The organism is Pseudomonas sp. LTJR-52, from assembly GCF_003691465.1.
GTDB classification, from domain to species: domain Bacteria; phylum Pseudomonadota; class Gammaproteobacteria; order Pseudomonadales; family Pseudomonadaceae; genus Chryseomonas; species Chryseomonas luteola.
Genome location: NZ_CP033105.1, coordinates 1184471 through 1208891 on the forward strand (window position 1 = coordinate 1184471; position 24421 = coordinate 1208891).

The 24421-nt window shown below is 54.8% G+C and carries 24 protein-coding genes and 1 tRNA gene; 8 read left to right on the top strand and 17 right to left on the bottom strand.

Annotation, left to right across the window (positions count from 1 at the left end):
• Positions 1-39: 39 nt before the first annotated feature.
• From EAW52_RS05360 to EAW52_RS05395, 8 genes are all read right to left on the bottom strand, one after another.
• Entirely contained in the window at positions 40-291 is a 252-nt protein-coding gene (locus tag EAW52_RS05360; RefSeq protein ID WP_122041696.1) for a hypothetical protein, read from the bottom strand.
• A 20-nt stretch (positions 292-311) separates the two neighbouring features.
• Positions 312-557, bottom strand: coding sequence for an AlpA family transcriptional regulator (locus EAW52_RS05365; protein WP_122041697.1), 246 nt, complete (start codon positions 555-557; stop codon positions 312-314).
• Entirely contained in the window at positions 554-805 is a 252-nt protein-coding gene (locus EAW52_RS05370; protein ID WP_122041698.1) for an AlpA family transcriptional regulator, read from the bottom strand. The genes EAW52_RS05365 and EAW52_RS05370 overlap by 4 nt, the downstream gene beginning before the upstream one ends.
• Entirely contained in the window at positions 802-1284 is a 483-nt protein-coding gene (locus EAW52_RS05375; RefSeq protein WP_305955126.1) for an ogr/Delta-like zinc finger family protein, read from the bottom strand. Before EAW52_RS05375 ends, EAW52_RS05370 begins: the two co-directional genes overlap by 4 nt.
• Positions 1284-1514 (bottom strand): helix-turn-helix domain-containing protein, encoded by a 231-nt coding sequence (locus EAW52_RS05380; RefSeq protein WP_122041699.1) that lies wholly within the window; start codon positions 1512-1514, stop codon positions 1284-1286. Before EAW52_RS05380 ends, EAW52_RS05375 begins: the two co-directional genes overlap by 1 nt.
• A 96-nt stretch (positions 1515-1610) precedes the next feature.
• Positions 1611-2522 carry a hypothetical protein gene (locus tag EAW52_RS05385; RefSeq protein WP_122041700.1) on the bottom strand — a complete coding sequence of 304 codons (912 nt, stop codon included), beginning with the start codon at positions 2520-2522 and terminating at the stop codon, positions 1611-1613.
• 4 nt (positions 2523-2526) lie between these two features.
• Positions 2527-3762, bottom strand: coding sequence for a tyrosine-type recombinase/integrase (locus EAW52_RS05390; RefSeq protein ID WP_162997594.1), 1236 nt, complete (start codon positions 3760-3762; stop codon positions 2527-2529).
• Positions 3763-3931: 169 nt separating this feature from the next.
• A tRNA-Arg gene (locus tag EAW52_RS05395) sits at positions 3932-4008 on the bottom strand.
• Positions 4009-4458: 450 nt separating this feature from the next.
• Between EAW52_RS05395 and gabD the strand changes: the two genes are divergently transcribed.
• The 3 genes from gabD to EAW52_RS05410 all read left to right on the top strand — a co-directional run bounded on the left by gabD (position 4459) and on the right by EAW52_RS05410 (position 8834).
• The gene (gene gabD, locus EAW52_RS05400; RefSeq protein ID WP_010795683.1) at positions 4459-5907 is read left to right on the top strand and encodes an NADP-dependent succinate-semialdehyde dehydrogenase; all 1449 of its coding nucleotides are present in this window, start codon (positions 4459-4461) and stop codon (positions 5905-5907) included.
• Positions 5908-6159: 252 nt separating this feature from the next.
• Positions 6160-7440 (top strand): 4-aminobutyrate--2-oxoglutarate transaminase, encoded by a 1281-nt coding sequence (gene gabT / locus EAW52_RS05405; protein WP_122041702.1) that lies wholly within the window; start codon positions 6160-6162, stop codon positions 7438-7440.
• A 293-nt stretch (positions 7441-7733) separates the two neighbouring features.
• Positions 7734-8834, top strand: coding sequence for an SMP-30/gluconolactonase/LRE family protein (locus EAW52_RS05410; RefSeq protein WP_122041703.1), 1101 nt, complete (start codon positions 7734-7736; stop codon positions 8832-8834).
• A 55-nt stretch (positions 8835-8889) separates the two neighbouring features.
• Here EAW52_RS05410 and EAW52_RS05415 read toward each other — a convergent pair whose 3' ends face one another.
• The 5 genes from EAW52_RS05415 to oscA all read right to left on the bottom strand — a co-directional run bounded on the left by EAW52_RS05415 (position 8890) and on the right by oscA (position 12889).
• Positions 8890-9858 (bottom strand): sulfate/molybdate ABC transporter ATP-binding protein, encoded by a 969-nt coding sequence (locus tag EAW52_RS05415; protein ID WP_122041704.1) that lies wholly within the window; start codon positions 9856-9858, stop codon positions 8890-8892.
• The gene (gene cysW / locus EAW52_RS05420) at positions 9858-10721 is read right to left on the bottom strand and encodes a sulfate ABC transporter permease subunit CysW (protein WP_122041705.1); all 864 of its coding nucleotides are present in this window, start codon (positions 10719-10721) and stop codon (positions 9858-9860) included. Before cysW ends, EAW52_RS05415 begins: the two co-directional genes overlap by 1 nt.
• Positions 10722-10730: 9 nt before the next feature.
• Positions 10731-11549 carry a sulfate ABC transporter permease subunit CysT gene (cysT, locus tag EAW52_RS05425; RefSeq protein ID WP_010795678.1) on the bottom strand — a complete coding sequence of 273 codons (819 nt, stop codon included), beginning with the start codon at positions 11547-11549 and terminating at the stop codon, positions 10731-10733.
• Positions 11550-11628: 79 nt separating this feature from the next.
• Positions 11629-12627: a sulfate ABC transporter substrate-binding protein gene (locus EAW52_RS05430; protein ID WP_122041706.1), complete on the bottom strand. Its 999-nt coding sequence runs from the start codon at positions 12625-12627 to the stop codon at positions 11629-11631.
• A gap of 79 nt (positions 12628-12706) precedes the next feature.
• Positions 12707-12889: a sulfur starvation response protein OscA gene (gene oscA, locus EAW52_RS05435; protein WP_122041707.1), complete on the bottom strand. Its 183-nt coding sequence runs from the start codon at positions 12887-12889 to the stop codon at positions 12707-12709.
• Positions 12890-13126: 237 nt separating this feature from the next.
• Between oscA and desA the strand changes: the two genes are divergently transcribed.
• The 5 genes from desA (at position 13127) to EAW52_RS05460 (ending at position 20179) form a co-directional block, all read left to right on the top strand.
• Positions 13127-14323 carry a delta-9 fatty acid desaturase DesA gene (gene desA / locus EAW52_RS05440; RefSeq protein WP_074822220.1) on the top strand — a complete coding sequence of 399 codons (1197 nt, stop codon included), beginning with the start codon at positions 13127-13129 and terminating at the stop codon, positions 14321-14323.
• 109 nt (positions 14324-14432) lie between these two features.
• Positions 14433-15404: a sensor domain-containing diguanylate cyclase gene (locus tag EAW52_RS05445; RefSeq protein ID WP_122041708.1), complete on the top strand. Its 972-nt coding sequence runs from the start codon at positions 14433-14435 to the stop codon at positions 15402-15404.
• 205 nt (positions 15405-15609) lie between these two features.
• The gene (locus tag EAW52_RS05450; protein ID WP_122041709.1) at positions 15610-16953 is read left to right on the top strand and encodes an OprD family porin; all 1344 of its coding nucleotides are present in this window, start codon (positions 15610-15612) and stop codon (positions 16951-16953) included.
• 275 nt (positions 16954-17228) lie between these two features.
• The gene (locus EAW52_RS05455) at positions 17229-18542 is read left to right on the top strand and encodes an OprD family porin (protein ID WP_256680740.1); all 1314 of its coding nucleotides are present in this window, start codon (positions 17229-17231) and stop codon (positions 18540-18542) included.
• Positions 18543-18868: 326 nt separating this feature from the next.
• Complete coding sequence (locus EAW52_RS05460; RefSeq protein ID WP_208825586.1) at positions 18869-20179, top strand: OprD family porin; 1311 nt, start codon at positions 18869-18871, stop codon at positions 20177-20179.
• A gap of 99 nt (positions 20180-20278) precedes the next feature.
• On the opposite strand, the gene EAW52_RS05465 is transcribed toward EAW52_RS05460, so the two are convergent.
• The 4 genes from EAW52_RS05465 to EAW52_RS05480 all read right to left on the bottom strand — a co-directional run bounded on the left by EAW52_RS05465 (position 20279) and on the right by EAW52_RS05480 (position 24344).
• Positions 20279-20959 carry a type 1 glutamine amidotransferase domain-containing protein gene (locus tag EAW52_RS05465; protein ID WP_122041711.1) on the bottom strand — a complete coding sequence of 227 codons (681 nt, stop codon included), beginning with the start codon at positions 20957-20959 and terminating at the stop codon, positions 20279-20281.
• Between the two features lie 192 nt (positions 20960-21151).
• Positions 21152-22261, bottom strand: coding sequence for an agmatine deiminase (aguA, locus tag EAW52_RS05470; protein ID WP_122041712.1), 1110 nt, complete (start codon positions 22259-22261; stop codon positions 21152-21154).
• 219 nt (positions 22262-22480) lie between these two features.
• Positions 22481-23143: a TetR/AcrR family transcriptional regulator gene (locus tag EAW52_RS05475; protein WP_122041713.1), complete on the bottom strand. Its 663-nt coding sequence runs from the start codon at positions 23141-23143 to the stop codon at positions 22481-22483.
• A 145-nt stretch (positions 23144-23288) separates the two neighbouring features.
• On the bottom strand, positions 23289-24344 hold the full coding sequence (locus EAW52_RS05480) for an extracellular solute-binding protein (protein ID WP_122041714.1): 1056 nt from the start codon (positions 24342-24344) through the stop codon (positions 23289-23291).
• Positions 24345-24421: the final 77 nt, after the last annotated feature.

Consider the following 24421-nt stretch of genomic DNA (forward strand, 5'->3'; position numbering starts at 1 on the left):
GCTGGGCAGACTTCAAAGGCGTTTAAAAACGGGTACTAGTTAGAAGTCAGTAAGGATGTAGCGCGGAGCTTCAGACTTATTGAAGTGCTGCGTACCCGCGCGGCTGGCATGCTCGTTGTTCTGAAATGGTGCAATCTTGTATGTCGCTGCAATGCGCCCTGAACTCGACATACGCACTATTTCTTGACCTGGCTTTCGCCCGGCATTAAGCAAAACTGCTTCGATAGCTGGCATGTCTTCTTGAGAGAAGGTGATCGACTGGTTACCAATGGTAAGTGTTAAGTTGCTCATCTATGTTTCCTACATATGGACTAGTTTTTTGCGCGTGCCCGGTTACGTTCAGCTAGCCGGTCGGCAATCCACTGATCTATTTCAGCCTCTAGCCATGCCACGCTATTTGTTCCAATAGCTACAGGCTCGGGAAATGTTCCTAGGCGAATCGCCTCATAAATAGCTGCTCGGCTTTTGCCTGTCTTTTGTTCAACTTCACGACGCCGCAGCAATCGATTTCCCAGGGTTAACTGCCCAATGGGCTTAAACGCCTTGATGCTCTTCATACTGGCCTAGCTCTCGCTGCGATTCGGCCTTGAATCCATGCATGCACTTCTCCCAAAACGAACGCTACAGGTGCATTTCTTGCGGTGCTGTCGCTGAGTTTCACAGGCCTTGGAAAGCTCGGGTCGCGTTGAATGAGCTTGTAAACCGTAGGCCTAGCTAAACCTGTCAGGGATAAAACTTCAGGCATGCGTATGAGGGTTACGGCAGGGTCACAGGCAATACGGACTGAAATTGCTTGAGTGTTCATTGCTGTACCCTGTGCAAACTCGCTATCGGAGCCAATGACGTTGAGTACTGCTCGGTCTCGGTAGTAATACCAAGCACACTAAGTACTCCACGACGTATAGCGCTTGGTGCATAAGGAAGCTCTACATCAGGATTTGGGCGGCTAGGCGGGCTAAGGCGATGAGTAATTTCGTCCACTCCAGCAAACGTAGCTCCACACACAACATTTTTGCAAACCAGAAACGTTGATGACATCAACAGGTGTTGGCTTGAAGAACTGCGCTTAATTAGCGAGGCGCCACAGTCCGGACAACGACGCTTTGAGCTATTTTTCTGTGTTGGGCCTGAGCTGATAGTCATCGGTGAATAAACTCCTTTAAAAGACTGCTCAAGCATCCCCTGGCTCGTAGAAGAACAAAACGAACGGAGGTTGTAAGACTCAGTTTTACAAGTGTCCATTTGATGATGATTAGCTTTAGGCTTAGTCGCTGGTCGCTGCATTAGTTGACCGCTCCTTCCACAGGGACGGTGCCGTTATGCAGGCGGCTAAATAGCCATGCGCGCACGTCTTGCTCGCGATAGCGGACAAGGCGGCCTACCTTTGCATACGGAAGGGTATGGCGGCCTGTACTACGCCAAGTTGCTAGTGTGCGAACAGACACGCCAAGTTCGGAGGCTGCCTGTTTTGGTGTCCACAAGCTGGTATTCGATGAAGATAGATTGAGGTGCATTTTTGTCTCCGTGGTACGTCATAAATCCACGGAGACAAGATGCCTTTAGAGAAGATAAAAATCAGAAATTTAGAATTTAGAAATTTCTAAATCGAATTATTGAAGCTGCTTTAGTGCCTTGCCAAGGTTACCTGCAAAGCCACTTGCACCTGAGCCATGACCTTCAAAGTTGAGCTGCTTTGCTGTAGCCGACATTTGTTCTGCAATACTTCTTACTATCGGCCTTCCAGCCTTTTTTAGTCCTAATTGCTTACTTGGTACTTGTTCATGTTGGTCTAGCTTTTCGGATAGATCGGCGACCAAGTGAGCCAGAATGCCCAATGCCTTAAGAGCAGGAACTTCTTTAGTCGATGCCTCATTCTCAGGCTCTTCAATGTCTATATCAGGATCAAACATTCCGGCGCGAGGGGCTGTGCTCAACGCGAGTGTAGGAAGTTCGCTTAGGAAGGCATAAGGATCATCAGCAGATGGCTTTTCCTGAGATGCATTTGTGTGTGATGCTGAAATGTGCACATGTTTTCTTGGGCTTTTTACATGTTTAGGCAGTGTAGCTAAGCATGCTTCAAGGTCTTCCATGTTTATCAGGATATGGTAGTCCACAGCGTCTAAGGACAACGGCTGGTCATCGTCGCCGACGCGAAAGCAAGCATAGATGCAGTTATCTTCATCTATAACTTTAATGCCTAACGGATGAGGGAGTTTTGATTTCAGCCCCATCCGAAACTCTTCATAAGAGTAAAAAGGAACGGGGCCAACGAACATGCAGAACAGTTCCGCACTCGTTACAGGATTACGAAGGTTAGGGTTGTAATACTCGTTCAGAGGGGACTGTATATCGGTATAGAGTCCAAGTTGCTCTGATCCCTGTGGATAGTAGTAAGCCTGTAGGTAATCTTTACGAATACCTCTCCAGATGTCCTCTTGGCTAAAGGGTCTACCAGACATATCTGAAAGCCACTCAGCTGCTTGGCTGATTGTCAGCCAGTCTCTAAATGCGTAATTACTCATACGGTTAAGCCATGCGATTGAGGTCGACTTGAACGACGTTGCCTTTTTCAAGGGCATCTAAATGATCGGCGTACCACTGCATCATCTGTCGACGTTGCTCAAGGTAAATCGCCTTGTTGTAAACACCAGCTACGCCTTCCTCAGTGTGAGCAAGCTGGGCCTCAACATACTCTTTAGGAAAACCATGCTCACGAAGTGTTGTTGAGGCGATGTGCCTGAATCCGTGACCAGTTTGCCTACCCTCATAACCCATTCGTCGAAGAGCCATGTTGAAGGCCATATTACTCCGAGGTTTTTTCCGGTCGTTCCTGCCTGGAAAGAGCAGGGCGTAATGCCCACTAAGCTTTTGTAACTCGCTTAATGCTTCGATTGCTTGCCGTGAAAGCGGGACCAAATGATCTCGGCGCTTTTTCATTCGGGCTGCCGGAATGCTCCATAGAGCTTTTTTAAGGTCGAATTCTGCCCAAGGCGCTTCGCGTAGCTCGCTTGGGCGTACGCCGGTTAACATCAAAAGGCGTAGGCCTAACCGTATATCTATGGCATGCGGATAGGCGCTTATAGCCCGCAGAAGGCCCGGTAGCTCTTTAGGGGATACATGTGCGTAGCTCTCAGCCGTTCGCGTCTGTAGAAAGCGATTGAGGCCTTCTAGAGGATTATGGATAGCTCGTCCGGTAACCCTGGCTAGATCGTATATCTCTTTGCAGGAGCGTCTGACGCGCTTCATCTGCTCGATAATGCCTTTTTTTTCCAAAGTACGTAGAAATTCCATCCACTCCATCGGATGAATTTCCGTATAGATTCGCTTACCCATAACAGGAAACACATGCAGTTCTAGCGCGCCTATCGTACGTTTGGCTGTGCTTGGCTCCCAGCCCGGACGCCGCACGTCTATCCATTCACGCGCAAGAGTCTCGAAAGTGTTCGTAGCAGCTGCTAACTCTGCTGCCTGTCGCGCTTTTTTTGTGATCTGCGGATCTTCGCCTTGAGATATTTCTTTACGCAGCTCGGCGGCTTTTTTTCTAGCCAACACGCCACTGACCTGCGGATAGCCTCCGAGGCCTAGCCAACTCCATTTTCCTTGCTGGTTTTTATAGCGGAGCTGCCAAGATTTCTGACCGTCTGGTTTGACACGTAAGTAAAGGCCGCTACCGTCTAACTCCCGATACTCCTTGGTTTCAGGCTCAAGGCCAGCGATGGTTGTATCGCTGAGCGGGCGGCGCTTGATTTCAGTCCTTTTCACTTTCCTTGTATCCCTTGAGTTCGAATTTTTCCCGGGGATACACCACGGGATACACGAAGGGTCAGTATAAGGGGATACAACGTGAGACAGCCAGAAACAAGAAAGCCCGCACGGGGCGGGCTTCTTGCGGTGTTTCGTAGTCATCAGGAGACAACTAGAAACTATCATCTGGCGCATCCGGCGGGATTCGAACCCACGACCCCTGCCTTCGGAGGGCAGTACTCTATCCAGCTGAGCTACGGATGCGTTACGAGGGCGACATGATACGCATCTCGAGGCGGAACGTCCATGCCCTGTTGCGCGTTCGTGTTTCCAAGCAAAATCAGCGGGTTGGCTTCGTAGCTTCTCTGACGGTTTATTTCTTCTATAAAGCAGCGTTCGTTGTTTTTATCGAACACATATTGCGCTTATGTTAGCGGAAGCCTAGCATGCGTTTGAGATTTTGAACGCTTGCCGCTTCGCTTTGGCAGACGTTCGCTGTGTCATCCATCGGCCCGTCCGGCGATGGGCCGTGTTCCGCTGTGTACCGCCAATCATTGCCTCTTCATAACCCTTTCAATTCAGGGTGAGGGATGGTTATCGATTCGCGATAAAAGAGTTGAACGGAAAGCGCTGTTGCCTTTCCCATTCAGAATATTGTCAGCGGGGCTTAATAAAGTGGCCCCGTCGACCTGAAATCTCTTCGAGGAGACCTTCATGCAATTGAAAGATGCTTCACTGTTCCGACAGCAGGCTTACATTGATGGAGCCTGGATGGATGCCGACGGCGGCCAGACGATCAACGTAGGCAACCCGGCCACGGGCGAAACCCTGGGAACAGTACCGAAGATGGGCCGCGCGGAAACCAAGCGCGCCATCGAGGCAGCCGAGCGCGCCCTGCCGGCCTGGCGTGATCTGACGGCCAAGGAGCGTTCGCAGAAGCTGCGTCGCTGGTTTGAGCTGATGATCGAGAACCAGGACGACCTGGGTCGCCTGATGACGCTGGAGCAGGGCAAGCCACTGGCTGAAGCCAAGGGCGAGATCACTTATGCCGCATCCTTTATTGAGTGGTTTGCTGAAGAAGCCAAGCGTGTTTATGGCGATACCATCCCCGGCCATCAGGCGGACAAGCGCATTATCGTTATCAAGCAGCCGATTGGCGTGACTGCGGCGATTACGCCCTGGAACTTCCCGGCCGCCATGATCACCCGTAAAGCCGGTCCTGCCCTGGCAGCCGGTTGCACCATGGTCATCAAACCTGCCAGCCAGACGCCATTCACCGCACTGGCCATGGCCGAGCTGGCCGAGCGTGCCGGTATTCCAAAAGGGGTACTGAGCGTGGTTACAGGCAGCGCGTCCGAAATCGGCGCCGAGCTGACCAGCAACCCGACCGTTCGTAAGCTGTCCTTCACTGGCTCTACCGAGATTGGAGCCAAGCTGATGGAGCAGTGCTCCCCAGGCATTAAGAAGGTGTCTCTGGAGCTGGGTGGCAACGCACCGTTCATTGTATTTGACGATGCCGATTTGGATGCCGCCGTTCAGGGCGCGCTCATCTCCAAGTATCGCAATGCGGGCCAGACTTGTGTCTGCGTCAACCGTATTTATGTACAGGATGGCGTGTACGACGCGTTTGCCGAGAAATTCAAGGCAGCGGTCGAGAAGCTCAAAGTGGGTAACGGCCTGGAAGAGGGCGTAGCCATTGGCCCGCTCATCGACGACAAGGCGGCTGCCAAGGTCAAGGAGCACATCGAGGACGCCGTGTCCCACGGTGCTCAAGTGATCACAGGCGGCAAGGCTCACCAGCTGGGCGGCAGCTACTTTGAGCCGACCATCATGATCAACGTACCGGCAGACGCCAAGGTCTCGAAGGAAGAAACCTTCGGACCGCTGGCGCCGCTGTTCCGCTTCAAGACGGAAGAAGAAGCCATCGCCCGTGCGAACGATACCGAGTTCGGTCTGGCCGCGTACTTCTATGCCCGCGACCTGTCCCGCGTCTTCCGTGTGGCTGAGGCGCTGGAGTCTGGCATGGTAGGTATCAACACCGGCCTGATCTCTACCGAAGTGGCACCGTTCGGTGGCGTGAAGTCGTCCGGCCTGGGCCGTGAAGGCTCCAAGTACGGTATGGAAGACTATCTGGAAATCAAATACCTCTGCCTGGGTGTTTGATCGCCACGGCGTCTGGTTAACAGACGTTGATGGCTGTCTGACCCCGGTTGGCCCAAGGCCAAACCAGTTTTCCGGTAGTCGTCTTGTGGTTCCCTCGCTCAGGGTGTCATCGCCTTGGGCGAGCAGTGTGATAACGCGCTACCTCCGGCGAGTGGCTGGCGTTGTTGGCAGTCGATCATCGTATGCTGCCCTGCGACCGGTGCTCGCTTTTACTCCCTATCTGGCTGACGATGAGCAGCTCAAGAGGACACCATGACTGATACAAACGCTTCCCTGATGCATCGCCGTAACGCCGCTGTACCCCGTGGCGTTGGACAGACTCACCCGATCTTTGTCGACCGCGCCGAGAATGCCAAGGTATGGGACGTCGAAGGCAACGAATACCTGGATTTTGCTGGCGGTATCGCTGTGCTGAATACCGGCCATCTGCATCCCAAGGTTGTGGCGGCCGTACAGGAGCAGCTGAAAAAGGTGTCCCATACCTGTTTCCAGGTGCTGGCGTATGAGCCCTATGTCGCCCTTTGCGAAAAGCTCAACCAGCTGGTGCCAGGCAACTTCCCCAAAAAGACTGCACTGTTCAACTCAGGCTCTGAAGCCGTTGAAAATGCGGTAAAGATCGCCCGTGCAGCCACTCAACGCGCCGGTGTCATCGCGTTTACCAGCGCCTACCACGGCCGTACCATGATGACTCTGTCGCTTACCGGCAAGGTCGCTCCTTACTCGGCTGGCATGGGGCTGATGCCGGGCGGTGTATTCCGTGCCCTATACCCTTGTGAGCTGCATGGCATCACCGTGGACGATGCCATTGCGAGCGTAGAGCGTGTGTTCAAGAACGACGCACAGCCGGGTGATATCGCAGCGATCATTCTTGAGCCGGTACAGGGCGAAGGCGGTTTCTATGCGGCGCCGAAAGAATTTATGGTTTGCCTGCGCAAGCTGTGCGACGACCATGGCATCCTGCTGATTGCCGATGAGGTTCAATCGGGTGCGGGCCGTACCGGTACTTTCTTCGCGATGGAGCAGATGGGCGTTGATGCTGATCTGGTCACCTTTGCCAAGTCTATCGCGGGTGGCTTCCCGCTATCGGGCGTTACGGGCCGCGCGACTGTGATGGATTCCGTGGGCGCTGGCGGCCTGGGCGGTACTTATGCCGGTAACCCGCTGGCGTGTGCGGCGGCATTGGCTGTCATCGATGCGTTTGAGGAAGAGAAGCTGCTGGACCGCTCCAAGGCTGTGGGCGAGCAGCTGACGGCAGGCCTCAAGGCCATTGCTGCCAAGCACAAGGCGATTGTCGATGTGCGTGGCCTGGGTGCCATGATTGCGGTCGAGCTGGGTGAGGACGGTGACGTCCACAAGCCCAACGGTGCACTGGCCAGCCAGATAGTGGTTCGTGCCCGTGAAAAGAACCTGATCATGCTCAGCTGCGGCACCTACGGGAACGTACTGCGCATCCTGGTTCCGCTGACCGTCAGCGATGAAGACCTGCAGCGTGGTATTAGCATTATCGGCGAGTGCTTCGACGAACTGGCCTGATCTGCAGCATGACAAGAACCGCCGCTTTCGCGGCGGTTTTTATTGTCTGGAAAGAAGTTGTCTGATGATTTGAGGCACTGATTTAGAGCCTTTAGGCCGCTTTGTGAGGCGTTCTGCAGCCTTTTCCTTGCAGGTCATACGATGACTTGTCTAGAGTCTGTCTTTCCTCTTCGAATGCTCCTGTGCTGTATGCAGCACGAGCGGCCAATGTGGGCGTTGCTGTCGGGAGGATGACATGCCCGTCGCCACGTTTCGGCAGGCTATCCATAATAAGAACAAGGAGTAATGCCCCCATGGCTGATCAACAGCAGCATGGCGCTACGGCTGACGATACCCGTAGGCGCTTTCTCAAAACATCGCTCGTCCTTTCGGCCGCCTCTGTAACCCTGGGGCGCTTCGGTCTTGCAGAAGCCGCAAGCCCCGAACCGCTCAGTGAGCGTTACCCGGATCCGCTGGTCCAGGTACTGGATGAGAGCTTTCTCAAATACCGTATTTTCAACGCCAGCATTGAAAGGCTCGGCACCGGCATGCGCTGGCTCGAAGGGCCGGTCTGGTTTGGTGATGGCCGGTATCTGCTGGTTAGTGATATTCCCAATAACCGCATCATGCGGTGGGACGAGATCACCGGTGGCCTGAGTGTTTTCCGTGATTCTTCTAATTACTCCAACGGTTTGTGTCGGGATCGTCAGGGCCGCCTGTTGATCTGCGAAGGGTCAACCACTACCCACGAAGGCCGCCGCATCACGCGGATGGAATACGACGGTCGCATCACTGTTCTGGCGGATCAGTTCGAAGGCAAGCGCTTCAACTCGCCGAACGATATTGCTGTGAAGCGTGACGACTCCATCTGGTTTACCGATCCACCGTTCCAGGCCGACAGTAACTATGAAGGGCATAAGGTCCAGACCGAGCTGCCTCATGGGGTTTACCGCATCGATGGCAAGACGGGAGCGGTCACGCGGGTGATCGATAATCTGGCAGGGCCTAATGGCCTGTGCTTCTCGCCAGATGAAAAGGCCCTGTATGTGGTCGAGGGGCGTGCCAAGCCGAACCGTCTGGTCTGGGCGTATGTGGTCAACGATGACGGTACGTTAGGTGAGCGGCGCAAGCATATCGAAGGTGTAAATTACGGGGCACTGGACGGTATCAAGTGCGACGAAGACGGCAACCTCTGGTGTGGCTGGGGAAGTCCAGGTGTCCCGGAGGCCAAGCCGGAGGAGCTGGACGGCGTGATGGTCTTCAACCCGGCCGGCAAGGCGATCGGTCATATCCGTTTGCCGGAGCGCTGCCCGAATCTATGCTTCGGTGGCTTGAACGGTAACCGCCTCTTCATGGCGAGCAGCCACTCGCTTTATTCGCTGTATGTGAATACGCGCGGTGCGATCTATTTATAGCAGGCGATAAAAAAGCAGCCAGCCGGGCAACGGTTGACTGCTTTCATAGTAAGGATCAGCTGACGGTGGGGCGGAAATACAAGGCATCGCCTTTATGCAAGCCAATGAGGCTATCGTGATCCTTGATGACCTCCGCCTCGATCAGCTCATCCTGACCATTCACGCGTAGCGTCACCCGTGTGGTCGCACCCAGCGGGCGAACATCACGGACTTCGGCAGGCTGATGCCCTGTGAGTGCCTCCCGGCTGATGGAGACTTCGTGGGGGCGGAACATGATCTCCGAGCCATTAACCTGCAAGCGGTTCGAGTCGCCCAGGAAATGGTAGACAAAGTCACTGGCGGGCTGCTCATAGACCTCGCCCGGCGAGCCAATCTGCTGAATCACGCCCTTGTTCATGACCACGATACGATCCGCCACTTCCATGGCTTCTTCCTGGTCATGGGTGACGAAAACGGATGTCAGGTTGATTTCTTCATGCAGACGGGCCAGCCAGCGGCGCAGTTCCTTCCGAACCTTGGCATCCAGTGCGCCGAAGGGTTCGTCGAGCAACAGAATCTTCGGCTCTACCGCCAGCGCACGCGCCAGGGCGATCCGCTGACGTTGGCCGCCGGACAGCTGCTCAGGGTAGCGGTCGGCCAGCCAGTCCAACTGAACCATGTTCAGGAGTTCATGGACCTTTTCGGCGATCACTTTCTCGCTGGGCCGTTCGCGCTTGGGCTTCATGCGCAGGCCAAACGCCACGTTGTTGAACACGGTCATGTGGCGGAACAGGGCGTAATGCTGGAAGACAAAGCCTACGTTCCGATCCCGCACGTCACGGTCGGAGACATCTTCGCCATGAAAGACAATGTTACCGTTGTCCGGTGTTTCCAGGCCGGCGATGATCCGGAGCAGGGTAGTCTTGCCGCAACCGGAAGGGCCTAGCAGGGCGACCAGTTCACCGCTCTGGATATCAAGGTTGATGTCATTCAAGGCCTGGAAAGCACCGAAGCGCTTGCTGACGTTACGGATTTCGATGCTCATCAATGCGTCTCCTGAGTGCTGTTCTGGTTGGCGAGGCGGCTTTCGCTCCATTGCTTGAGCAGCAGGGTCAGCAGGGCCAGGGCCAGCAGCAGCGAGGCCACGCTGAACGCGGCCACATGGTTATATTCGTTATAAAGGATCTCGACATGCAACGGCAGGGTGTTGGTTACGCCACGGATATGGCCGGATACGACCGATACCGCACCAAACTCACCCATGGCACGTGCGTTACACAGCACCACGCCATAGATCAGGCCCCATTTGATGTTGGGCAGGGTGACATGCCAGAACATCTGCCAGCCGTTGGCGCCCAGCAGCCGCGCGGCTTCCTCTTCCTGCGTGCCTTGCTCCTGCATCAACGGGATCAGTTCGCGGGCAACGAAAGGAAAGGTCACGAACAGGGTCGCCAGCACGATTCCAGGTACGGCAAAGATGATCTGAATATCGTGATCCTGCAGCCATGGGCCCAGCAGTCCCTGCGCCCCGAAGAGCAGTACATACACCAGGCCAGCAATGACCGGCGAAACGGAGAAGGGCAGATCGATCAACGTGACCAGGATGCTCTTGCCACGAAACTCGTACTTGCTCACGCACCAGGCCGCCGCCACGCCAAACACCACGTTCAGTGGTAGCGATATACCAGTTGCAATGAGCGTCAGTTTCAGAGCCGACAAGGCATCTGGCTCGATGATGGCACTAAAGAACGTGCCGAACCCCTCTTTCAGAGCTTCCGACAGGACGATATACAAGGGCAGCAACAGAAACAGTGTAAATACGATCCAGGTAGCTGTGATCAGGATACGACGCCCCCAGGGGCTGCCACGCCGAGTGGCACTGAGGGAGGATGGATTCGATGTATTCATGGTGTTCCCTCAAGGATGCTCGATGCGGCGCTGCAGCAGGTTGATGCCCAGCAGCAGGATGAACGACACCACCAGCATCATCACGCCAATGGCCGTGGCGCCGGTATAGTCGTATTGATCGAGCTTGACCATGATCAGCAGGGGCAGGATTTCAGTCTTCATCGGCATATTGCCGGCAATGAAGATAACCGAGCCGTACTCACCCACCCCGCGGGCGAAGGCCAGGGCGAAGCCGGTCAGCCACGCTGGAAGAATCGCCGGTAACAGAACATGACGAAACACCTGCAACGGCTTGGCGCCGAGGCAGGCTGCCGCTTCTTCAATTTCCTTGGGAATGTCCGCCAGCACAGGCTGCACGGTACGGACTACGAACGGCAGCGTGACGAACACCAGCGCCAGGGTGATACCCAGCGGGGTGAACGCAATCTTGATGCCCAGCGGTTGGAGCAGGCTGCCAATAAGTCCGGCCGGAGCATACAGCGCCGTTAAGGCAATGCCGGCAACGGCCGTTGGCAACGCAAAGGGCAGGTCGATCATGGCATCGATGATCTTGCGTCCGGGAAAGGTGTAGCGGACCAGTACCCAGGCCAGCAGTATCCCGATAACACTGTTGATAACAGCTGACGCAAACGCAGTGCCAAAGCTCAGGCGTAAGGCGGCCAGGACGCGCGGTGCGGTAATAATGGCCCAGAACTGGTCCCACGTAAGCTGGGCGGCATGGACAAACATGGCCCCGAGCGGAATCAGCACAAGCAGGCTGAGGTAGACAATGGTGTAGCCCAGGGTCAATCCGAAGCCGGGTATGACCGGGGAAGTACGACGCGACATAGTGTGTCCTTAGTCAGGCCCGCAGACCTGGCAAAAGGCCCCGGTTAGCCGGGACCATTCTGTGGAGCTCATCCGGGCATCAGTGGCCCTGGTAGATCTGGTCAAAAATCCCGCCATCGTTAAAGAATTTGGGCTGCGCCGATTTCCAGCCGCCAAAGGCGTCATCGATGGTTACCAGTTCAAGCTTCGGAAACTGCTGGGCAAACTCGGCAGCCACCTTCTCGTTACGCGGACGGTAAAAGTTCTTCGCGGCAATGCGCTGGCCTTCTTCGCTATACAGATACTGCAGGTAAGCCTCGGCAACCTTACGTGTCCCCTTGCGATCGACCACCTTGTCCACCACCGCTACCGGCGGCTCAGCCAGAATGGACAGCGACGGCACGATGATCTCGAACTGATCGCCGCCTTGTTCCTTCTTGGCCAGAAAGGCCTCGTTCTCCCAGGCAATGAGCACGTCGCCCAACTGGTTGTTCACGAATGTGATGGTCGAGCCGCGCGCCCCGGTATCCAGTACAGGGACATGCTTATAGAGGTCTTGCACATAAGCCTGTGCCTTCTCGTCAGTGCCGTACTGTTTCTTGGCCCAGGCCCAGGCTGCCAAAAAATTCCACCGAGCCCCGCCAGACGTTTTCGGATTGGGTGTAATGACTTCTACACCTTCTTTGGTCAGGTCGGCCCAGTCATGAATACCTTTCGGGTTACCCTTGCGCACCAAGAAAACAATGGTCGAAGTATAGGGCGTGCTGTTATCGGGAAGACGAGTCTGCCAATTATCTGGCAACAGCTTGCCGATGCTGCTGATCTGGTCAATATCGCCTGCAAGGGCCAGCGTGACTACATCCGCCCGTAGCCCATCGATCACCGAGCGCCCCTGTTTGCCTGAACCGCCATGCGAATTTTTGACGGTAACGGCTTCACCCGTTTCGCTTTTCCAGTGCTTGGCGAACGCCGCGTTGTACTCCTGGTACAGCTCACGTGTCGGATCGTAAGACACATTCAACAGTTCCGTTGCGGCTGCGGCCGGCCCTGCAATCAATACGCTGGCCAGCGCGGCCAAAGCGAAACGGCGTATGGACATGAAACGGCTCCTTGTGACTTTTTATTTAGAGTTGGCTACTAGGATAGACGGTGGCATGGCACGAACGTCGCATAGACGTTCAAGCCTTATTATTGGAAGGTAGCTGTGGGCGAAACTTTTCCTTGCGTTCAATCTGCACGACCTGCCCGTTATGCACGGTGATCTCGACCGAGCCGAAGCGCAGGCCCTGCAAGGCGTTCTGAATATCGCGAAGAATGGTGTCGTTGTGGTTATCCAGACTACGAAAGGGCGTTGCGCTCATGGAGTCTTCCTGATCGTCATGTCGTGTTAACGGCGTGGGCGCATAGTGATGGAAATGGCTTATTTCTTAAAATACTGTTTAGTGATTTTCTTATGCTTTAAGGTTTTAAAAAGCCGAGCGGTGACATTATTCGTAGCAAAAGCATGAGTGGACATCTGTAAATACTTAGTAATAATGGGAGAACGCCTGTTCACTGAGCGTATTCATTCTTACCCCCTCCGAGGTAATGGCAGCACTATGTGGTACAACGGCTTGCTCGATCTTTCAGTGTGGCAACTGATCGCGGTTACGCTGGTGCTCACGCACATCACCATCGTAAGCGTCACGGTGTACCTGCACCGTTATTCCGCTCACCGCTCGCTGGATCTCCATCCCGCGCTCAAGCACTTTTTCCGTTTCTGGCTGTGGTTGACCACGGCCATGAACACCCGTGAATGGACAGCCATTCATCGTAAGCACCACGCTAAATGCGAAACCGAAGACGATCCTCACAGCCCGGTTTTCAAAGGACTCAGTACAGTCGTTCGTAAAGGCGCCGAACTCTATAAAGAGGAAGCCAAGAACGAAGAAACCTTGCGCATCTACGGCAAGAACTGCCCGGACGACTGGCTCGAGCGTAACGTATACAGCCGTTATCCCAACGGCGGCATTCTGCTCATGTTCCTTATCGACATCGCCCTGTTTGGTACGCTCGGACTAAGCGTCTGGGCTATCCAGATGGCCTGGATTCCTTTCTGGGCAGCCGGTGTGGTCAATGGCCTGGGGCATGCGGTGGGCTATCGCAATTTCGAGTGCCGCGACGCGGCTACCAACCTGATCCCGTGGGGCATCATCATTGGTGGCGAAGAGCTGCACAACAACCATCATACCTATCCGAACTCGGCCAAGCTGTCAGTCAAGAAGTGGGAGTTCGACATGGGCTGGGCCTGGATCAAGCTCTTTTCCTGGCTCAAGCTGGCAAAGGTCAATCGCGTGGCACCCATCGCGCATCGCGTGGAGGGGAAAGGGCTGCTCGATATGGATACGGCCATGGCGATTCTCAACAATCGCTTCCAGATCATGGCGCAGTACCGAAAGCAAGTCATCGCTCCCCTGGTCAAGCAGGAGTGGCGCACGGCCGATCCAGCCAAGCGGCCGCTGATCCGCAGCGCAAAGCGGTTGCTGTCTCGTGAAACCAGTCTGCTTAAAGAGCGCCAACACGCTACAATTCAATCACTGCTCGAGCAAAGTCAGTCGCTCAAACTGATCTATGAGAAACGTTTGGCATTACAGCATATCTGGGTCAAGACCAGTGCCAACGGACATGACATGCTAGCGGCCATGAAGGAGTGGATTGTCGAGGCGGAGACAAGTGGCATCCAATCCTTGAAGGAATTTGCAGAGCATTTGAAGACGTACTCACTGCGACCAGCAACGGCTTCAGCGCTTTCTTAAATAAACTTGAACAAAAGCCCGCCAAATGGCGGGCTTTTGTCTTTTCGGCAGCGGAACTGGAAACCCGAATGATGTTCTTATGCTGCTGGATTGATATAACGGCGACATTATGGACGAACAGCTGCTAGGTCCGCTTTCTGCGGATGAAACAATGCTCGCGTTACTGCATTCGCGTGCTGAGGCTGAGCGTCTGCGGGAACGTGAAAGACTCTTTAGCGCTCTGCTGGAAAGCGTTAATTCCGTTCTGTGGGCACTCAACTGGCAGACTGGTGAAGTCATCTATGTAAGCCCTGCCTATGAGCAGGTATTTGGTCGGCCGATCGCCCTGGCCATGACCAGCTACGACGTCTGGATAAATAACGTCTACCCCGATGACGTCGAATATGTTCAGGAAACGCTTAACCAGGTGCTTCAGCAGGGCGCCATGGAATCCCGTGAATACCGCATTATTCGAGGGGACGGAGAAATTCGCTGGCTAAGCGACAAGTGCTTCGTCAGCCAGCGCAGCGAAGCCGGTATGCCGCTGCTGGTCGTCGGTATCGCCGAAGACATCACCGAGAAAAAGCGCATGGAGGAAGAACTCCAGCGCCTGGCGACAACTGACGTGCTTACGCGCAGCAGTAACCGACGTCACTTCTTCGAAAGCGCACAGCGTGCCTTTGAGTTGGCTAAAACGACCGCTGAGCCGCTGGCTTTTCTGCTTTTCGATATCGACGACTTCAAGAAAATCAACGACCGCTTCGGTCACCAGATGGGCGATCTGGTGCTTCAGCGTGTGGCTGAATGTGGAGCCCAAATGATCCGCCGGGGCGACCTGTTTGGCCGCATCGGTGGAGAAGAGTTTGCGCTGTTGCTACCGGGCTGTGATCGAGAGCTGGCGGAGCAAATCGGGGTACGCTTGCAACGAGCGGTACGCCAATTGATGGTGCCTACTCCCCAGGGCCCCTTGCGGGTCACGATCAGTCAGGGATTGGCCGTTCTCAAGGAAGACGACAAAGGGCTCGATGCCCTCTATGCTCGTGCTGACGAGGCTATGTACAAGGCCAAGCGGCAGGGTAAAGATCAAATCGTCCAGGGCTAGACGAAAACCCTTTTTACATTTAGTTTGCTCCCCTGCAAGGGAACCGGTCACTAATAACGGTTTTAATAGCTACATGAAATAAGACGGGGAAACCTTATTTCAAATAGCGTTAAAACGGTGTTGCTAGTGGTCTACGCTTAAGTTCTGAACTTATCGACCGATAAGTTCAGTAGCAACACAAAAATAGTTTGGAGCATCTATTTTCATGGGTAAGAAGCCTTTGGCTCTGGCTGTCGCCAGCGCTTGCTTGTCTCTGTATGCCTTTTCCTCCGCTCAAGCTGCTGGGTTCGTAGAAGACAGCAAGGCAACGCTTTCGATGCGGAACTTCTACATCAACACAGATAACCGCAATGGCACTGCTAAGCCCTCAAAAATCGAGGAGTGGGGGCAGGGTTTCATGCTCAACTACCAGTCCGGCTATACGCAGGGTACTGTAGGTGTGGGTGTTGATGCTGTAGGTATGCTTGGGGTGCGTCTTGATGGCGGTGGTCGCACGGGTAAAGGTGATCGTCGCCCTAGCGCAAGTGGTAGTTTCCCGCTTGAAAGCGATGGCAGCTACGTTGACGAGTTCAGCAGCCTGGGCCTGACTGCAAAGGCTAAAGTATCCCAGACTGAACTGCGTTATGGTACTCTGTCTCCCAAGCTACCGGTCGTGACCATTAACGACGGCCGTCTCTTGCCGCAGACTTTCCAGGGCGGTCAGATTCAATCCAAAGAGATCAAGGACCTGACGTTTACCGCTGGTCAGCTTTCCAAGACCAAGACTCGTGGCTCCAGTAGCAGCGATAATCTGTTGATTGCTGGTGCTACTGGCGTAGACACAAACAAGTTCTGGTACGCCGGTGCCGACTATCAGCTGACCAAAGACCTGACCCTTCAGTACTACTACGGCAACCTGGAAGACTTCTACAAGCAGCACTTCCTAGGTCTGGGTCACAGTGTCAAGCTGGGCGAAGGTACCTTCAAGACCGACCTACGCTACTTCAATAGTAAAGATGATGGTGCAAACGCCAATACTACGGCGTATTACACTAATGGTTATTATGGCGGTACTAGTCTGAAGGGTAAAGTTGACAATCGTCTCTACAGCGCCCTGTTTGCGTATACCATTCAAGGCCACACCGTTGCAGCAGGTTACCAAGTAACCAACGGTAACAGTGACTTTCCCTATATCAGTACTGGTGGCGGCGCGACTGCATACATCAACACCGATGCACAGATCGCCAAGTTCGCTCATGCCGGTGAAAACACTTGGCAGGTTCGTTACTCCTACGACTTTGCTGCGGTAGGTGTGCCTGGCCTGACAGCTGGTGTCGTCTATCTGAAAGGTGACGACATCGACACTCGTGATGGTAACAAGAGCGAGTGGGAACGTGACTTTACCGTTACTTACGTTATTCCTCAGGGCACCTTCAAAGGCCTGGGCGTTTCCTGGAAGAACGCTTCTCTGCGTAGCGGCCTACCAGCAGCTAATCAGTCTGGAGTGCCTACCCAGCGCGACCAAGACGAAAACCGTCTGATCGTCAGCTACTCGTTGCCGCTGCTCTAATAGAGCGGTTCGGAAAAAAGCCCGCCTTTATGGCGGGTTTTTTTTGCGTGCTCACGGCGGGTACTGTATCGACAGGTGAGCGGCATAAAAAGCGCTACCTAGCTAAAAGTGTTTTGACCCAAAAGAGTGCATTGAAGGGTGGACGCTTTAAACGTTTGACTTTAGTTTTGCCGCCTCTTGCAGGAGGTAAGACAGCCCATCCAATACCAACCTCTTGCTCTAAGCGTTGTAGCGCTCCGGCGCTGCAAGAAGTCGTTATTGCGTTGGAGCACACCTTGAATACCTCCCCTTTTGCCCTGGTGACTGCCATCGGGCTGCTTTCCTTGCATACGGCCGCACAAGCAGGCGGCTTTATCGAAGACAGCAAGGCTACGCTGTCCATGCGTAACTTCTACATCAACTCCGACTACCGAAGCGGCGGCAAGGCAACGGACCCTTCCAAGGTCGAGGAGTGGGGACAGGCGTTCATACTCAACTATCAGTCCGGGTTCACACCGGGGCCGGTAGGTTTTGGAGTAGACGCGATAGGTATGTTGGGTCTGAAACTGGACTCTGGCAGTCATATCGGCAAAGGCAGCCGCCAGCCAGGAACCATGTTTCCCCGCGAAAGCGATGGCGCTTCCACGGATGATTTCAGTAGCCTGGGATTGACCGCCAAGGTTCGTGTTTCCAGGACTGAGCTGCGCTATGGCACGCTGATGCCCAAGCTCCCTGTGGTCAACTACAACGATGGGCGCCTGGTGCCACAAACCTACGAGGGCGGGCAGATCACCTCGAAAGAGTTTGATAACCTCACGCTGATTGCAGGCCAGATCGAGCACGTTAAAGACCGCAACTCCAGCAATTATGAGTCGGTTTCCATTGCTGGATCCAAAGCGGACAGCAACCAGTTCCGCTATGCAGGGGCTGATTACCAGCTCACCAGAAACCTGACGCTTCAGTATTACTATGGCAGCCTGGATGACTTCTACAAACAGCACTTCCTGGGCGCGCTACATAGCCAGCCGCTAGGCTCTGGTGTGCTCAAAACGGATCTACGGTATTTCGACAGCCGTAGCGACGGCGCCAATGGGCATGAGCCTGCGTACTACGCCAACGGGTATTACGATGGCGGGAGTGCGGTGAAAGGCAAGGTCGACAACCGCCTGTACAGTGCCATGTTCAGCTATAGCGTAGCGGGGCATACGCTGGGTGCGGGGTATCAGGGCTCGGAAGGTAACAGTGACTTCCCCTACCTTGAGCAAGGTAATGGCAAAACCCTATACACCATCACCAATGCCCAGATTGGCAAGTTTATCCATGCGGGTGAAGATACTTGGCATGTCCGTTACGCGTACGACTTTGGAAACGTAGGTGTACAAGGGCTCAATGCCGGTGTTGCCTACTGGCATGGTGATAATGCCCGTTACCAAACAGGTGACAGAAGCGAATGGGAACGTGATCTTACCGTGTCGTATACGGTGCCCAGAGGAGTCTTGAAGGGTGTGGGTTTTACGGTGAGAAATGCCATGTACCGGCCGGGTTTTCCCGGGCAGCGTGATCAGGATGAAACACGCGTCATTATCAACTACTCCATTCCACTGCTCTGATGAGGTTGGAGGGGCTTGTCGCTACACGGCAAGCCTTATCAAGCTTGGACTTGGTAGAAAAGAATTTCTCTGAATATTCAAGCCTTCCGGTGAAAAAGTGTTTTGCCTGAAATGATGGCACTTTGTTATGGACGAAACACTTTTTTACATTTAGTTTTGCGCCGCCGACAAGGGACGCGTCAGTGAACGGCCTTATCTTCCAGGGATTGGAGACACAAGGCGTTATAAAGCCAACCTCGATCTACCCGCTCTCTTGCCGGCTTAGCCGTGCGGCCGTACGTGTGCCTTAACAGCCGCTCTTGTTGTTGTTAGTTGTGGAGCATCTTTTGAACGTAAAACCTCTCGCCGCAGCCATTGCTGCCGGCTGCCTTGGCCTGACCCTGAACAGCGCTGCCCATGCCGCGGGCTTCCTAGAGGACAGCAAGGCTACCCTTACGTTACGTAACTTCTATTTCAATCAGGATAACCGTGACTCGGCTGCGCCCAAGTCTGCCTCCAAGGCAGAGGAGTGGGGGCAGGCGTTTATGCTCAACTATCAATCCGGTTTCACCGAGGGTACGGTCGGCTTTGGCGTTGATGCCCTGGGGATGCTCGGTCTCAAGCTTGACTCGGGCAAGGGTACGCATGGGACTGATGCCAACAGTGTGTTCCCGGATAACGGGCACGGCACTGGCGTTGATAACTTTTCAACGCTGGGCCTGACCGCCAAGGTTCGTATCTCCAAGACCGAGCTGCGTTACGGCACACTTATGCCAACGCTGCCGGTGGTGACCTACAATGACAGCCGCATGCTGCCACAGACCTTTGAAGGCGGCATGATCACCTCTAGGGAAATCGAAGGTCTGACCTTGAATGCCGGTCGCCTGGAGCATTCCAAGGCGCGTAACTCTTCAAACATGGACAGCCTGCGCATTCTCGGCGGCACCGAGCGCAGCAACGCGTTCTACTTTGCGGGGGGTGACTACAAGCTGACCAAGGACCTGACGGTCAGCTACTACTACGCCAACCTTGAAGATTACTACAAGCAGCATTTCCTGGGTCTGGTGCATGACTGGCAGATCGGTCCGGGTGTGCTTAAGAGTGACCTGCGTTATTTCCACAGTACCGACGATGGTGCCAATGGACATAATCCGGACTACTACTCCAATGGCTACTACGGCAGCGGCGTAACCAAGGGCAAGGTCGATAACGATTTGTACAGCGGTCAGTTCCTGTACAGCGTGGCCGGCCATACCTTTGGCGGTGGCTATCAGGTCATAAACGGGGACAGTAACTTTCCCTTCCTGAACCAGGGAGATGGTGCTACGCCATACCTGATCACCTTCTCGCAGAATCAGAACTTTACGCGTGCCGGTGAGCGGACCTGGCTGGTGCGCTACGCGTATGACTTTTCCCAAGTGGGCGTGCCGGGGTTGACGGCAGGTGTGGTCTATCTGAAGGGAGACCATATCGAGGCGGCTGGCAGCAATCCGAGCGAGTGGGAGCGGGACTTTACCCTGGGCTATACCGTGCCTACCGGAACCTTGAAAGGGCTGGGCATTCAGTGGCGTAACGCGGTATGGCGTAACGATGTCGCCAACACCCGCGATCAGGATGAAAACCGTCTGATGCTGAGCTATTCGATTCCGCTGCTCTAAGACGTAAGTAAGACCATCCTTTACGATGGTACGTAGACTGGAAATGCCGCCTCCCTTTCGGGAGGGCGGCATTTTCTTTTTGCAGAAGGCTCCACGGGTTTAGCGAGAGAGCTGTTCCAGCACGGCCTTGGCCGCAGGCTCCGAAGAGGCGGGGTTTTGGCCTGTTATCAGATTACCTTCAGTCAGTACGTAAGGCGCCCAGTCAGCCCCTTTGCTGTACAGGCCGCCGTTGGCCTTGAGCATATCTTCCACGAGGAAGGGTACGACGTCGGTGAGTTGAACCGCTTCCTCTTCGGTATTGGTGAAACCTGTTACCTGCTTACCCATGACCAGAGGCTCACCGTCAGCAGTCTTGACCTTGGCCAGCACGCCGGGTGCATGGCAAACCAGGGCGGTGGGTTTGCCCGCCGCATAAAAGGCTTCCAGCAGCGCAATGGAGTCCTGATCTTCAGCCAGATCCCAGAGCGGCCCATGGCCTCCCGGATAGAAAACAGCGTCGTAATCATCCGCCTTGACGCTTGCGAGCGGCACGGTATTGGCGAGAGCCGCCTGTGCATCGGGATCATTACGGAAGCGTTCTGTCGCCTCGGTGCGCGCCTCTGGCTCATCACTCTTGGGATCCAGGGGTGGCTGGCCTCCTTTGGGTGACGCCAGGGTCAGCGTAGCGCCTGAGTCCTTGAAGACATAATAAGGTGCCGCAAACTCTTCCAGCCAAAAGCCGGTCTTTTTACCGGTATTGCCTAGTTGGTCATGGGACGTCAGTACGAGAAGGATATTCATGTGATGGGTCCACCGATCCAGTTGCCGATAAGCCCCTTATGGAGCGCGGTAGGGGTATGGACAGCACATCCGAGAGGACAATTCAGCGTTATCACATGCCTGATGGCAGTTTGTACATGAAGCGCCTGACGTGTTCACAAAAACCGAAGCCTGGCGGGAGGCTCCGGCTTTATTCCACAGCACGCGTGGTGCTTAGCTTCGCGCTCTGGGGGCAGGCTGCTGCTGGGTAATGCAGTGGATATTGCCACCCCCCAGCAAGATCTCGCGGCCTGGGACCTGTACGATCTCGCGCTCAGGGAAGCAGCGCTGAAGAACTTCCAGGGCTTCGGCATCTTCCGGGATATCGAACGTTGGTGCGATGATGGCGCCGTTGACGATCAGGAAGTTGACGTACGACGCCGCCAGACGCTCGCCTGACTTACGCGGCTGACTGCCCACTGAAGCATCTACGGTTTCGTATTCTTCATCCGACGCGTACAGCGGGCCGGGCGTTGGAATCTTGTGGACGGTGAACTTGCGGCCTTTGGCATCCGTGTTGGTTTCCAGTACCTCAAGCGCTGCGCGACACCGCGCATAGTTCGGATCATTTTCGTCATCGCACCAGCTCAACAGCACTTCGGCAGGACGCACGTAGCAGCAGAAGTTATCCACATGACCGTCGGTTTCGTCGTTATACAAACCGTCCGGCAGCCAGATAACCTTATCCACAGCCAGATAATCACTCAGGATCGCCTCAATCTCACGCTGGGACAGATGCGGATTGCGGTTGCGGTTGAGCAGGCACTCGCCGGTGGTGATGAGCGTGCCTTCACCATCGACATGGATAGAACCGCCTTCCAGCACAAAATCCTCAGTGCGGTAGCGGGGGCAGCTTTCCATCATCAGGATTTTACTGGCGACCTGATCGTCCCGCTTCCAGGGAAAATACAGCCCGCCAACCAGCCCGCCCCAGGCGTTGAAGGTCCAGTCCACACCGCGCACTTCCCCCTGATCGTTGATGACGAAAGTCGGGCCGGTATCACGCGCCCAAGCATCATCGTTGCTGATCTCGACGACACGAATGGCCGGGTGGTTGAGTCGTGCACAGGCATTGTCGAACTGAGCAGCAGAAACACCAACGGTGACCGGCTCGAAGCGTGCAATGGCTCGTGCGACTTCGGTAAAGGCCAGTTGGGCTGGCTTGGCACCCAGGCGCCAGTTATCGGTACGCTCGGGCCAGATCATCCAGACCTGCTTTTGGGGCTCCCACTCCGCGGGCATACGGAAGCCTTCAGCACGGGGTGTCGAGGCGAGCAGACTCATGATTGTGATTCTCCATCGAAGGGGTAGGTCGTACAGGTTCAGGCAACGGTCGCGAATGAGCGGGACATCCCGTTAACGGTAGCAGATTCGAGTGCCATTACTGGCTGGCCGTTATGCCGACAGGCAAAGGCGTGCTTTATAACGGATAAATATCCGACTTAAAAATGAATTTAAGCAATACCATTACGGCATGCGATAACTGGACGGATAACTATCGGCTTATTGGGCAACTGTTAAGTCGTTTGGCAGGTACGTGTTTCGCTTGGGCAAATAGGGCGGAAGGTAAAGACTAAGGTAGGCATCGAAAACCCGATGGCTTTCTGCTGCCCAGCGAGGCGTAATAACGCCGTGCTGTTGTACGGATCTTGCGTAGACGCGATCACCCAGCTCCATGGCAAGGGTAAAGATATCGATATCGTCTGGCAGAGGAGGCAGATGGAAATGGGCTGCGAACAGTGCCTGAAGCTGCTCGCCTAGCCGGGTGTCATGCTGTCGGTCGGCCTGGACTATTTCGGTCAGGCCATGATTGGCCAGGATCAATTGCCGGGCCGCGGCATCCTGTTCATATACTTCCAGCATGCGTGCCTCGACGATCCGCGACAGATCACGCCAGTCGTTAAGGCTGTCATGGTCGACGGAAGCCTGAAGACAGGCGCGAAACGCTGCATGAGCCTCTTGGGTAAGGGCCTCGAGCAGTGCGGTAACGCTGGGAAAGAAGTGATAGACCGAGGACGGCGGAAGGCCCGCCCTTTCGGCGATGCCATAGATACTTAGGCGTGCAGGCCCTTGATCTATCAGCATGTGCCGAGCCGCTGCCAGGATCTGCTCGATACGCTGGCGGCTGCTGCTGCGCGCCTTGCGTGGGCTGGAGGTTCGGGCCATTACTGTACCGGTGTCCTGGTCGTAAAGGTGATGAGGTTCTGACGATGCCTGTACGGACACGCCGCGTTATCGCGCCTCGCCAGAACCTGATACGGCCCATTCAGGGGTAGCCTGCCCGTTCAGTACTACGATCTGATCTTGAAGATCACCGGGCTTGCTTGAATGTCTGCCAGAGACCTTCGAATGTCTGACGAGTCTCGGCAGGTGGCGGAACCAGAGCAAACAGGCGACGGCGCAACGCTCCGTTGGGGTAAAGCGCATTTTCCTTCTGAAGCTCAGGTGAAAGCAACTTCATCGAGTCGAGATTGGCGTTTGGATAAGAGGTTTCCTCGGTAATACGGGCCATGGACCGAGCGCTCATCACATAGTTGATAAAGCGGTGCGCCAGCTCGGGATTGCGCGTCTTGCTGGGAATAACCAGAGTGTCCACAAAGACATATGTGCCCTCCTGCGGTACAACATAGCTGATCGGCTGGCCTGTCTTACGCGTATTGATTACATCGCCTACGCTGTACACCATTGCTACGCATAGTTGGCCATTCTTGAATGCATCAACCGTGGCGTCGTTATCGATGGAGCGAACATAGGGGCGAATGCTCATCAGGTCCTTGGCAATTTTCTCCATCTGCGCGGGAGAGCTGCGCTCGGGAATGTTGCCCTGATAGTTCATCATGATTGATGAGACATAGATGGGATCGTCGAGCAGGTTGACTCCGCATTTGGAAAGACGCTTGATCTGCTCGGGATCGAACAGCACGCTCCAGCTCTCCGGCAGCGGACCGCCAAAGGCTTCCTGCGCCTTAGGAACGTTGATTGCCAGACCTACCGCACCCCACAAATAGGGGACTGCATAATGGTTGCCCGGGTCCACGGAATTCAGAATGCCCGAAACGTAGGGGTCCAGCTTGCTGGTATTGGGCAGCTGCTGGGTGTTGAGTTTTTGCAGCTTGTTTTCCCGGATGAGTCGTTTGAGCTCGTCATGGGAAGGCGCATACACATCGATCGGCGTGTCGCCATCAAGGAGGGCATTCGCCTCCTCAGAAGTGCTAAAGGTGTGATAGTCGACACGGATGCCGGTGTCCTTCTGGAAATCACTGATGACCTGAGGGTCAATGTAATCCTCCCAGTTATAGACGTGCACAACCTCTTCGGCCTGTGCGAGCAAGGGCAGAATGGCCAGTGCCATGAGCAGCTTTCGCATGGAAACTCCTTGTGTTCCATCATGGGACCTTCCGTGGAACTAAGGCCAGGACGGTACGAAAAGCTGCAAAGTGTGAC